Source organism: Staphylococcus sp. GDY8P198P (assembly GCF_017891615.1).
Classification (GTDB): Bacteria; Bacillota; Bacilli; order Staphylococcales; family Staphylococcaceae; genus Staphylococcus; species Staphylococcus cohnii.
Genome location: NZ_JAESJQ010000007.1, coordinates 174,220 through 186,928, shown reverse-complemented (window position 1 = coordinate 186,928; position 12,709 = coordinate 174,220). Strand labels below are relative to the sequence as shown.

10 protein-coding genes are annotated in these 12,709 nt (G+C 33.0%); 9 read left to right on the top strand and 1 reads right to left on the bottom strand.

Annotation, left to right across the window (positions count from 1 at the left end; genetic code table 11):
* Positions 1-88: 88 nt before the first annotated feature.
* Positions 89-1,027, bottom strand: coding sequence for a ribonuclease HIII (rnhC, locus tag KA824_RS08035; RefSeq protein ID WP_107384390.1), 939 nt, complete (start codon positions 1,025-1,027; stop codon positions 89-91).
* A 300-nt stretch (positions 1,028-1,327) separates the two neighbouring features.
* On the opposite strand from rnhC, the gene zapA reads away from it, so the two are divergent.
* From zapA to sdhB, 9 genes are all read left to right on the top strand, one after another.
* Positions 1,328-1,594 (top strand): cell division protein ZapA, encoded by a 267-nt coding sequence (zapA, locus tag KA824_RS08030; RefSeq protein ID WP_019469289.1) that lies wholly within the window; start codon positions 1,328-1,330, stop codon positions 1,592-1,594.
* Positions 1,594-2,115 carry a CvpA family protein gene (locus tag KA824_RS08025; RefSeq protein ID WP_107383700.1) on the top strand — a complete coding sequence of 174 codons (522 nt, stop codon included), beginning with the start codon at positions 1,594-1,596 and terminating at the stop codon, positions 2,113-2,115. Before zapA ends, KA824_RS08025 begins: the two co-directional genes overlap by 1 nt.
* Before the next feature lie 111 nt (positions 2,116-2,226).
* Positions 2,227-3,939: a DNA polymerase/3'-5' exonuclease PolX gene (polX, locus tag KA824_RS08020; protein ID WP_107383701.1), complete on the top strand. Its 1,713-nt coding sequence runs from the start codon at positions 2,227-2,229 to the stop codon at positions 3,937-3,939.
* 9 nt (positions 3,940-3,948) lie between these two features.
* A complete protein-coding gene (locus KA824_RS08015) occupies positions 3,949-6,297 on the top strand; it encodes an endonuclease MutS2 (RefSeq protein WP_181187524.1) in 2,349 nt (782 codons plus the stop codon).
* Between the two features lie 81 nt (positions 6,298-6,378).
* A complete protein-coding gene (gene trxA / locus KA824_RS08010) occupies positions 6,379-6,693 on the top strand; it encodes a thioredoxin (RefSeq protein WP_019469293.1) in 315 nt (104 codons plus the stop codon).
* Positions 6,694-7,188: 495 nt separating this feature from the next.
* Entirely contained in the window at positions 7,189-8,973 is a 1,785-nt protein-coding gene (gene uvrC / locus KA824_RS08005) for an excinuclease ABC subunit UvrC (RefSeq protein WP_019469294.1), read from the top strand.
* A 337-nt stretch (positions 8,974-9,310) separates the two neighbouring features.
* Positions 9,311-9,922 carry a succinate dehydrogenase cytochrome b558 subunit gene (locus KA824_RS08000; protein WP_107383703.1) on the top strand — a complete coding sequence of 204 codons (612 nt, stop codon included), beginning with the start codon at positions 9,311-9,313 and terminating at the stop codon, positions 9,920-9,922.
* A 40-nt stretch (positions 9,923-9,962) separates the two neighbouring features.
* On the top strand, positions 9,963-11,726 hold the full coding sequence (gene sdhA, locus KA824_RS07995; RefSeq protein WP_107383704.1) for a succinate dehydrogenase flavoprotein subunit: 1,764 nt from the start codon (positions 9,963-9,965) through the stop codon (positions 11,724-11,726).
* A gap of 1 nt (position 11,727) precedes the next feature.
* A complete protein-coding gene (gene sdhB / locus KA824_RS07990; RefSeq protein WP_107383705.1) occupies positions 11,728-12,552 on the top strand; it encodes a succinate dehydrogenase iron-sulfur subunit in 825 nt (274 codons plus the stop codon).
* The last annotated feature ends 157 nt before the right edge of the window (positions 12,553-12,709 follow it).

Sequence of the window (12,709 nt, the reverse complement as noted above, 5' to 3'; positions counted from 1 at the left end):
TATAATAAAGCCTTGAATCTATGTCGCATGTTGCGATGATTCAAGGCTTTATTTTGCATTAGTAACGTTATGATTTACAAAAAAGCGTTTATTGTTGCTTTTTATTTATTAAATTTAAAGCTTTTGTTCTGTTAGCAAAATGTTTTTTGGTCATGGTATCTAAATAATGGACACCTTTTTTATCAATGATTTTTGCAGCGGCCAAATCCACTTTATTACTGGCGCCTTTAGGTAATATAACTTTTGCGTATTTTGAAAGTTGATCCATATTTTTCACAAAGGCATAACGTGAAATAATACTAGCGGCAGCAATTGCTATGGATTTTGATTCACCTTTCGTTTCAAATTTTGTCTTATTTTCAAACGGCAGTTCGCCAAGTGCATATCTTTTATATACGCCAGGTTCAGCAAATTGATCAATAACGATATAGTCAAGTTCGTCTGTGTCAATTTTTGCAACGACATTTTTAATTGCTTCGTTATGCAAAACTGCTTTCATTTTAACTTGAGACCAACCGGCTTTTTGTTTCTCGTTGTATTTTTCATTATGCATTGTTAATAAAGAATGTGGGATGAAAGTTATAATTTGTTCAGCAATTTCTATAATTTTAGGGTCAGTAAGTCTTTTAGAGTCGTCTACTCCAAGTGTTTTTAAGATTTGAGCGTCTTTTTCTGATACATAAGCTGCACAAACTGTTAGTGGTCCAAAGTAATCACCGCTGCCTGCCTCGTCACTACCGATACATTGAAATTGATTATAGGAGATGTGCTGTTTAGTTTGTTTGGTACTACCATGTTTTGTTTTGTTTTTGGGAGATGCTGATTTATTAGGTAATATAGCGTTTGCTACAGCTTCAGCATCTTTACCTTGAAACATTACTTTATTAGAATTATATATCGTAATCGCAGTATTGCAATGCTTTGCACGTGCTTTCATACCTTGTGAAAGATTAGTTGTATCAAAATTGATTTTAGTCATTAATTGTTGTATCTCTGAATTTGTTAATTTATGTACTATATTAGTCATTTAGTGACCTCTCTTTGTTCGTATAACGTATTTTAAAATTTAACAATGCATATCATATCATAAATTTAAATAAGTAAGCTATTTATGATATAACTAGCAATATGACTTTAATGAATGTGAATTAAAACCATTGTTTTATAATCATTAAATATTTCAAATAGAACAATTCCCACCTCTTACAAAAAAATATCTTGTCGTGTATAATAGTTCGTAATAAATATTATAAATTACCAACATATAAATATAAATAAAGTAAAACATTTAGATTAGAAATAAAATACAAAAGTCAGGAGTTATTATATGGGTGAGTTTAAAAATCGGATTAATGTAACTATAAATGATCAACATTATACAATCGTCGGAGAAGATAATCCTGAGCATATCCGTTATGTAGCACATTTGGTAGATGAAAGACTCAAAGAGTTAGCAAGTAAAAGTGCGGGTTTAGACACAACTAGAAAAGCCATTCTTACTGCAGTTAATATCATGCATGAAAAAGTCCAAGTAGAAGAAGAAAATGATCGTTTAAGACAAGAAATAAATCAATTGAAACATAGTGAAGATTAATGATTATTGATATAGTGATAGCTGTCATCTTTATATATATTGGCATCATTGGCTTTAGAAGAGGCGTGTGGTTATCAGCTATACATTTGAGCGCAACAATTTTTGCTTTGTGGATGGCTCAACGATATTATTTACAAATAGCACGACGCTTGGAGTTATTTGTCCCATATCCAAAGACACATGCTTACGATATGAATTTTGCATTTCAATTTGATAATTTGCAACAACGTTTTGAGCATATTGTCGCCTTTGTAACGATTGCTCTGATTACAAAAGTAATATGTTATGGCATTATTGTTATATTTGATTATACGCTTAAACAAAAGCTACCAAATATTACGAGCAGACTATGTGGTATGATTTTAAGTGTTATTCCATCGTTAATCATTAATGCTATTTTGTTATATAGTTGTGCAATTTATCCTAATGTGACGATACAACAACAACTTTCTCATTCGATTATAACAGAACATATATTATTACATATTCCATTTATCTCAATGTTTATCACACAACTATAAAGATATTGATGTGAAATTTATAGATTTAAAAAACTAGGGGGTCAAGGCATAACTGAAATACCAAAATAGTTTGGTGATGCTGTCTTGGCCTTTTTCTATGGAGTGAAACAAATGACTAAAAAAGAAATTATTCAATTATTAGAAAAAATTGCGGTGTATATGGAAATAAAAGGCGAAAACACTTTCAAAATTTCAGCTTATAGAAAAGCAGCTCAAAGTTTAGAAATAGATGAACGGCCTTTAGACCAAATCGAAGATGTTACAGAATTAAAAGGGATTGGTAAGGGTGTAGGAGACGTAATCAATGAATATAGAGAAACAGGTAATTCTACGACTTTAGCAACATTACAAGAAGAGGTGCCAGAAGGGTTAATTCCTTTACTTAAAATACAAGGTCTCGGTAGCAAAAAAATAGCGAAATTATATAAAGCGCTTAATATTGATGGGAAAGAAGCGTTGCAAAAAGCATGTGAAGAAGGAAAAGTAAGTGAATTAAGTGGATTCGCTAAGAAAACTGAAAAGAATATTCTTGAAGCAGTAAAAGCATTAGGAGCAAAAAAAGAGCGTTATCCAATTGATCAAATGAGAGGACTAAATATAGAAATTAGTGATTATTTATCATCGATTGAGACAGTAGAAAAATATGAAGTTGCAGGGAGTTTCCGTCGCTTTAAAGAAATGAGTAAAGACTTAGATTATATTATAAGCACGAATCAACCTTTAGAAGTTCAAAAAGCTTTATTAAAAATTCCAAATAAGGTTAAAGAAGTGGCAGTTGGAGCAACAAAAGTGTCATTAGAGTTAACTTATGATGACGAAACTATTGGCGTAGATTTTAGATTAATCGAGCCATCTGCTTTTTACCATACACTACAGCATTTTACAGGTTCAAAAGATCATAATATTCGAATCCGTCAATTGGCAAAAGAAAACAATGAAAAAGTTAGTGAATATGGTATAGAAAAAGAGAACGGCGCACTAATTCAATATAGCAGTGAACAAGAGATTTATAATCACTTTGGAGTGAATTGGATTGAACCTGCACTACGTGAAGATGGTAGCGAATTTGACAAAGGCTTAACAGATATTATCAATATCAATGATATCAATGGTGATATTCATATGCATACAACATATAGTGATGGTGCTTTTAGTATTGAAGATATGATTGAAGCAAACATCGCAAAAGGTTATCAGTTTATGGTTATTACAGATCATTCTCAAAGTTTAAAAGTCGCCAATGGACTTTCTGTTGAGCGGTTGTTGCGACAAAATGAAGAGATTAAAGCGTTAAACGAAAAATATGATGAAATTGATATATATTCAGGCATTGAAATGGACATTTTACCTGATGGCCGTTTAGACTATGATGATGAAATATTAGCACAGTTAGATTATGTCATCGCAGCGATACATCAAAGTTTCAACCAATCTCAAGAAGATATTATGTATCGACTAGAACAAGCATGTCGTAATCCTTATGTCCGTCATATTGCACATCCAACAGGACGTATCATAGGTAAACGTGCAGGTTATGAACCTGATATTGATAAATTATGTGAAATCGCAGAAGAAACAAATACTATTTTAGAAGTCAATGCGAACCCTAAACGCTTAGATTTAAATGCAGATATCGTTAAAAAACATCCTAATGTTAAATTAACGATTAATACTGATGCTCATCACGTAGATCACTTAGAATTTATGAAATATGGTATAGCTACTGCACAAAAAGGTTTTGTAAAAAAAGAAAGCGTGATTAATACAATGGATAGAGCATCCTTTAAAACATTTATTGAAAATAATATAAAATTGAAGAAATAGAGGGATTATATGAGACAGAAATCATTAAATGTCTTAGAATTCGATAAAATAAAAGCACTTGTTGAAAAAGAAACCATGAGTGACTTAGGTAGAGAGAAAGTCGTTGAAATGGTACCAGCAACTGATTTTCAAACTGTCGAATTTCAAATGAATGAAACGGATGAAATTGCTCAAATATATAATAAACACCGTTTACCCAGTTTGAGTGGATTATCTAAGATTTCATCACTGATTCATAGAGCGACAATCGGCGGTGTATTAAGTGTTAAAGAACTTAATGCAATTAAACGTTTAATTCAAATTCAAAATCAATATAAGACATTTTATAATAATTTATTAGAAGAAGAAGAAGTAGTGAATTATGCTATTCTTCACGATAGGATGGAACAATTACCTGTCCTTTCAGAGTTGTATCAAAATATCCATCAAAAATGTGACGCTAATGATTTATTCGATAACGCTAGTTACGAATTACAAGGCATCCGGAGTAAAATTTCTGGTACGACTCAACGAATAAAACAAAACTTAGACAAAATTGTGAAGCGTCAAGCTAATCAGAAAAAGTTGTCAGATGCTATAATAACGGTGCGCAATGAACGCAATGTTATTCCGGTAAAAACAGAATATCGTCAAGATTTTAATGGCATCGTTCATGACCAATCAGCTTCTGGGCAAACACTTTACATTGAACCTTCGTCTATCGTTGAAATGAATAATCAAATTAGCCGTCTAAGAAATGATGAAGCGGTTGAACGTGAACGTATTTTAACTGAGTTAACGGGTTATGTAGCGGCTGAAGCAGACGCTTGTTTAATTTCAGAAAATATTATGGGTCAAATTGACTTTTTAACCGCTAAAGCACGTTATGCACGCTCAATCAAAGGAACGAAACCTGAGTTTACCAGTGAGCGAATGGTTTATTTACCCAAAGCATTTCATCCTTTATTAGATAGAGATACCGTTGTAGCAAATACGATTGAATTTGCAGACGATATTGAAACTGTGATCATCACCGGTCCTAATACAGGGGGGAAAACTGTAACACTAAAAACCCTCGGACTCGTTATTTTGATGGCACAATCAGGGATGTTGATACCTACTTTAGACGGTAGTAAACTAAGCATTTTTGAAAATGTTTATTGTGATATCGGAGATGAGCAATCTATTGAACAATCACTTTCAACTTTTTCCTCACACATGAAAAATATTGTTGAAATCTTACAGCATACAACAAAAAATAGTTTGATTCTTTTTGATGAACTAGGTGCTGGGACAGATCCGAGTGAAGGTGCTGCTTTAGCGATGAGTATCTTAGATCATGTTCATGAAATAGGATCATTAGTAATGGCGACAACGCATTACCCTGAACTTAAAGCATACAGTTACAATAGATCAGGTGTGATGAATGCTAGCGTAGAGTTTGATGTTAATACATTAAGCCCAACATATAAATTGCTCATGGGTGTACCGGGACGTTCTAATGCTTTTGATATTTCAAAAAAATTAGGACTCAATATGAAAGTGATTCAAAACGCGAAAGCAATGATAGGACAGGATGAGCAAGAAATAAATGAAATGATTGCTTCATTAGAAAAAAATTCTAAACGTGTAGACGAACAGAGAATTGAATTAGATGGTCTATTAAGAGAAGCTCAAGAAACACATGATGAACTTGAAAAAGAATATGATAAATATCGTAATCAAGAGAAACAATTAATGAGTGAAGCCAAAGAAAAAGCCAATCAACGCGTGAAAGCCGCTACCCAAGAAGCAGATGAGATCATTAAAGAATTACGCGAACTTAGAGATAAAAAAGGTGCTGATGTAAAAGAACATGAGCTTATCAATAAAAAGAAACAGCTGGATGATCAATATGAAGCTAAGTCAATAAAGCAAAATGTCGAAAAGAAAAAATGGGATGAAATTAAAGTTGGCGATGAAGTAAAAGTTCTGACATATGGGCAAAAAGGTGAAATATTAGAATTACTAGATGATAATGAAGCGGTTGTTCAAATGGGCATCATTAAAATGAAATTACCAACCAGTGACTTAGAAAAAACACAAAAGACGAAAGAAGCACCTTCTAAAATGGTTAAACGTGAAAATCGTCAAAGTATTAAAATGGAACTTGATTTACGTGGCTACCGCTATGATGAAGCAATGGTTGCGGTTGATCAATATTTAGACCAAGCTGTATTAAGTAATTATGAACAAGTATATATTATTCATGGTAAAGGAACAGGTGCACTTCAAAAAGGTGTGCAAAAACATTTAAAACAACATAAAAATGTGTCATCATATAGGAACGGCATGCCAAGTGAAGGTGGATTTGGCGTGACCGTTGCAGAATTGAAATAAATGTGAGCAAGAGGTATGCAGATTTGTACAAAGTCTGTTATAATTTCTTCATCATTTGAAATTTAAGGAGGATTGGCAGTTATGGCAATCGTAAAAGTAACAGATTCAAACTTTGATGAAAATATTCAATCAGGTGTCAATTTAGTAGATTTTTGGGCAACATGGTGTGGCCCATGTAAGATGATTGCTCCAGTATTAGAAGAATTAGCTGGTGATTATGATGGAAAAGCTAATATTTTAAAACTTGATGTAGATGAAAATCCGTCAACAGCTGCTAAATTTGAAGTAATGAGTATCCCGACTTTAATCTTATTTAAAGATGGTGAACCTGTCGATAAAGTTGTAGGCTTCCAACCTAAAGAAAACTTAGCAGAAGTAATTGAGAAACACTTATAAAAGCACAACGAAACGACCTGGGACATCAATGATTGTCTCAGGTTTTTTCTGTGATTTTTGTTAGTTTGTCTGAAATCGTAGTTTTTATGATTTTTATAGAGCTAGGCCTACATTCTGATTATTTATAGCATTGGTATAAAAATGCGAATTTGCATTATATTCATAACTAAAATTGACTGCATATCCACACCCTATATTATTCAACGTCGCTTATCCTCTAAATTTGGTTTATGAAAAAGCTTCAGTGTTTAAAATATTTTGATGCACCAGCATTTTATAGATTAAGGTGCTTTATATATAATGTTTGAAATTTTTACTGGCCACATATTTCATGTTCAAACGAATACTTTGGTTTAATGATAATGTATATTCTATAATGAATATTAGAATTAAAATTTTATATTTGCGAATAAGCTTTCAACGTTATACAACTGTGATGCAAATGATATATATCTTATTTTAACAATATATTTTTACAAGAAAGGGGGGACTAAAGTGGAAAAATATCAAGAAGATATTAAACAAAAATTAACGGTCGTACCCACTGAACCGGGTTGCTATTTAATGAAAGATCGAAATGATCAAATTATTTATGTCGGCAAGGCTAAAAAATTAAGAAATAGATTAAGATCTTATTTTACAGGTGCACATGATGCTAAAACGACACGGCTCGTTTCAGAAATTAGAAACTTCGAATATATTGTAACTTCGAGTGAAACAGAATCATTATTGCTCGAACTTAATTTGATTAAACAATATCAACCGAGATATAACATTTTGTTGAAAGACGATAAAAGTTACCCTTTTATTAAAATCACTAAAGAAAAATATCCTCGGTTAATTGTGACACGCACAGTTAAAAAAGGAACAGGAAAATATTTTGGGCCTTATCCTAATGCATATTCAGCACAAGAGACAAAAAAGTTATTAGATAGAATTTATCCATTTAGAAAGTGTGATAAAATGCCCGATAAATTGTGTCTTTATTACCATATTGGCCAATGTTTAGGTCCTTGTGTTTACCCAGTAGATTTAAATAAATATGCTGAAATGACTAAAGAAATTACTGACTTTTTAAATGGCGAAGATAAAACAATATTGAATAACTTAGAACAAAAAATGAATGAAGCGAGTGAAGCACTAGACTTTGAAAGAGCAAAAGAGTACAGAGATTTAATACAACATATTCACAATTTAACTAAAAAACAAAAAATTACAACTTCGGATAATACTATAAGAGATGTTTTTGGGTATAGTGTGTCAAAAGGTTGGATGTGTATTCAAGTGTTTTTCATTAGACAAGGGAATATGATTAAGCGAGATGCAACTATGATTCCATTGCAACAAACAGAAGAAGAAGAATTTTATACTTTTATAGGTCAATTTTATGATTTAAATCAACACATTCTTCCTAAAGAAGTCCATATTCCTAAAAATTTAAACAAAGACATCATTCAATCGGTAGTAGATACGAAAATAGTCCAACCCATTAAAGGTAAGAAAAAAGAAATGATTGATTTAGCGAATCATAATGCTGAAGTTACGCTAGAGAATAAATTTGAACTCATTGCTAAAGATGAATCACGTACCGTGAAGGCAATTGAAGAATTAGGGGATCATATGGGGATTCAAACGCCTATTCGTATTGAAGCTTTTGACAATTCAAACATACAAGGTGTACACCCTGTTTCAGCTATGGTTTCATTTGTTGATGGCAAACCTAATAAAAAAGGATACCGTAAATATAAAATTAAAACGGTGGATGGCCCAGATGATTATAAATCGATGAGAGAAGTTGTGCGTAGACGTTATACACGTGTTTTAAATGAAGGTACACCATTACCAGACTTAATCATCGTCGATGGTGGTAAAGGTCATATGAACGGAGTAATCGATGTGCTTGAAAACGAATTAGGTTTGGATATACCAGTTGCTGGGCTACGTAAAAATGATAAACACCAAACCTCAGAGATTCTGTATGGTGAAAGTGCAGAGATTGTACCTTTGAAAAAAAATAGCCAAGCGTTTTATTTACTTCAAAGAATACAAGATGAAGTTCATAGATTTGCAATTACGTTTCATAGACAAACACGCCAGAAAACTGGTTTACAATCAGTTTTAGATACCGTAGATGGTATAGGTTCTAAACGCAAAACAAAACTATTACGAACTTTTGGCTCCATAAAGAAAATGAAAGAGGCAAGTATCGAAGATCTAAAGTCTTCTGGTTTACCTCAAAAAGTCGCTGAGAATCTTCATCACGCACTATATAACAAATAGAAAAAAAGAATATGGCATGAGAATCATTCTCATGCCCAAAATTTTATGAATTAGTGTTACAATAGCAAATAACAGGAATTCTTTTTTTAAAAGTATATGGAAGCGTTTACTAATTGAGAAAAATTATCACTTAAATCTAAATAATAAAACAATTGTTAAATTCAACTAGGGGTATTACTTCATTGTTTTATACATACATGTTGAAGTTTATATTGCTATAAATATAAAGCGATTGCATAACATGTTGTTGTTTAGTTTTAGTTGATAAGTGTCATCACATTTATACTTTAAAAAAAGGATACCAAAAAATTAATTGTTTCACAGGGGGGACTTCCTTTTGGCATATTCGAAAAATCAATTCTATTTAAGACGCTTACATTCTTTGTTAGGCGTAATACCGATAGGTGGATTCTTATTAGTGCATCTACTTGTTAACCACCAAGCTACAAAAGGCGTTGAGGCGTTTAACAAGGCTGCTGGATTTATGGAATCTTTACCATTCTTGATTGCATTGGAGTTTATCGTAATTTACATTCCAATTCTATATCATGCGGTATATGGTGTACATATTGCCTTTACGGCAAAAGAAAACGTAGGACATTACTCTCAATTTAGAAATTGGATGTTCTTATTGCAACGTATTACAGGTATTGTAACGTTTATTTTTGTTGCTATACATTTATGGCAAACACGTATTCAGCGTGCATTAGGTCAAGAAGTAAACTTCGATATGGTACATGATATTGTATCTAATCCAGGTTGGTTAATTTTCTATATCATTTGTTTACTTTCTGTAACATTCCACTTCGCAAATGGCTTATGGTCATTTTTAGTTACATGGGGTGTTTTACAATCTAAAAGATCACAACAGATTTTTACATGGGTATCACTTGTTGTATTTATCGTAGTTTCGTATATCGGAATAAGTGCTATTCTTGCGTTCGTATAATTTAAAAATGTTTCAGATATATTTAGGGGAGTGACTATTTATGGCAGAGAAGAAAATTATTGTTGTCGGTGGAGGACTTGCCGGTCTGATGTCAACAATTAAAGCAGCAGAACAAGGCGCACACGTTGACTTGTTCTCATTAGTGCCTGTTAAACGTTCACATTCCGTATGTGCCCAAGGTGGCATAAACGGAGCAATCAATACGAAAGGTGAAGGTGACTCACCTGCTGTTCACTTTGATGACACAGTTTATGGTGGAGATTTCTTAGCGAATCAGCCACCAGTAAAAGCAATGGCAGAAGAAGCGCCAAATATTATACATTTACTTGATCGTATGGGTGTAATGTTTAATAGAACGAATGAAGGCTTGCTAGATTTCCGTCGCTTTGGTGGTACGATGTATCACAGAACGGCATATGCTGGAGCAACAACTGGACAACAATTAATGTATGCCTTAGATGAACAAGTACGTAGTTATGAAGTGGATGGTTTAGTTACAAAATATGAAGGATGGGAATTCTTAGGTATTGTCAAAGATGATGACAATATGGCCAGAGGTATTGTGGCTCAAGATATGACATCTTCTGAAATAAAATCATTTGGTTCAGATGCAGTTATTATGGCAACTGGTGGTCCAGGTATTATATTTGGTAAAACAACAAACTCAATGATTAATACTGGTTCTGCTGCATCAATCGTTTACCAACAAGGAGCAATTTATGCAAATGGTGAGTTTATTCAAATTCATCCAACAGCAATCCCTGGCGATGACAAACTACGATTAATGAGTGAATCGGCTCGTGGTGAAGGTGGACGTATTTGGACATACAAAGATGGTAAACCATGGTACTTCTTAGAAGAAAAATATCCAGATTATGGTAACTTAGTACCTCGTGATATTGCAACACGTGAAATTTTTGATGTATGTGTTAATCAAAAATTAGGTATTAACGGTGAAAACATGGTATACCTTGATCTTTCTCATAAAGATCCGCATGAATTAGATGTAAAATTAGGTGGCATCATTGAAATTTATGAAAAATTCACTGGTGACGATCCAAGAAAAGTACCAATGAAAATCTTCCCAGCAGTCCACTATTCAATGGGTGGCCTTTATGTAGATTATGATCAAATGACAAATATCAAAGGCTTATTTGCAGCAGGTGAGTGTGATTTCTCACAACATGGTGGTAACCGTTTAGGTGCTAATTCATTGTTATCTGCTATTTACGGCGGAACAGTTGCAGGACCAAATGCAATTGAATATGTTGCAAATATTGAAAAATCATATACTGATTTGGACGACAGCATTTATGAAAAACGTGTTAAAGAAGAACAAGAAAAATTCGATAATTTATTGAATATGAATGGTACAGAAAATGCATATAAACTTCATAGAGAACTTGGTGAAGTTATGACAGCAAACGTTACTGTTGTACGTGATAATAAAGCATTATTGGAAACAGACAAGAAAATCCTAGAATTGATGGAACGTTATCAAGATATTGACATTGAAGATACGCAAACATGGAGTAACCAAGCAGTCTTCTTTACTCGTCAATTATGGAATATGTTAGTACTAGCACGTGTAATTACAATCGGTGCATACAACCGAAATGAGACTCGTGGGGCACATTATAAACCTGAATTCCCTGAGAGAAACGACGAAGAATGGTTGAAAACGACTTTAGCATCATATCAAGGAAAAACAGAACCGCCTAAATTTACATACGAACCAGTAGATGTAAGTTTAATCCCACCTCGTAAACGTGACTATTCAAGTAGTTCTAAAGGAGGTAAATAAAATGGCAGATACTAAAGAAGTAAATGAAACTCAAGCGCAAAACGAACAACAAAGCCAACAACAAAATCAAAAAACAATTAAATTTATCATTAAACGACAAGATGATGCAGAATCTAAACCTTATGAGGAAGAGTTTGAAATTCCTTATAAAGAGAATTTAAATGTTATTGCTTGTTTAATGGAAATTAGACGTAATCCGGTTAATAGTAAAGGTGAGAAAACAACACCTGTTATTTGGGATATGAACTGTTTAGAAGAAGTTTGTGGTGCTTGTTCTATGGTTATCAACGGCAAAGCGAGACAATCTTGTACAGCAATTGTTGACCAATTAGAACAACCAATTAAATTAGAGCCAATGAGTACATTCCCAGTGGTTCGTGACTTACAAGTTGATCGTAGTAGAATGTTTGATAACTTGAAACGTATGAAAGCATGGGTACCGATTGATGGTACGTATGATCTTGGACCAGGGCCTCGTATGCCAGAGAAAAAACGTCAAACAGCATATGAATTATCTAAATGTATGACATGTGGTGTATGTTTAGAAGTTTGTCCAAACGTTACAAGAAATAACGACTTTGTTGGTGCACAAGCTATTTCACAAGTTAGATTGTTTAACTTACACCCAACAGGTTCAATGACTAAAGATGAACGTTTAAATGCATTGATGGGTGCAGGTGGTTTACAAGAGTGTGGTAACTCACAAAACTGTGTTAACGCATGTCCTAAAGGTATTCCTCTAACGACATCAATTGCAGCATTAAACCGTGAAACTTCTTTCCATATGTTTAAATCATTCTTTGGTTCAGACCACCAAGTAAATTAATATATATATTAAGACTGTCAACAAAGTACTAACTTTGCTGACAGTTTTTTTATGAAATATGGTATAGATATAAATTTAACATCATGATTAGACGTTTAGTAAAAGTACTTTTCATATTAAATACGTTTAAATCACTGCTGTTGTAAAGTTAATATCT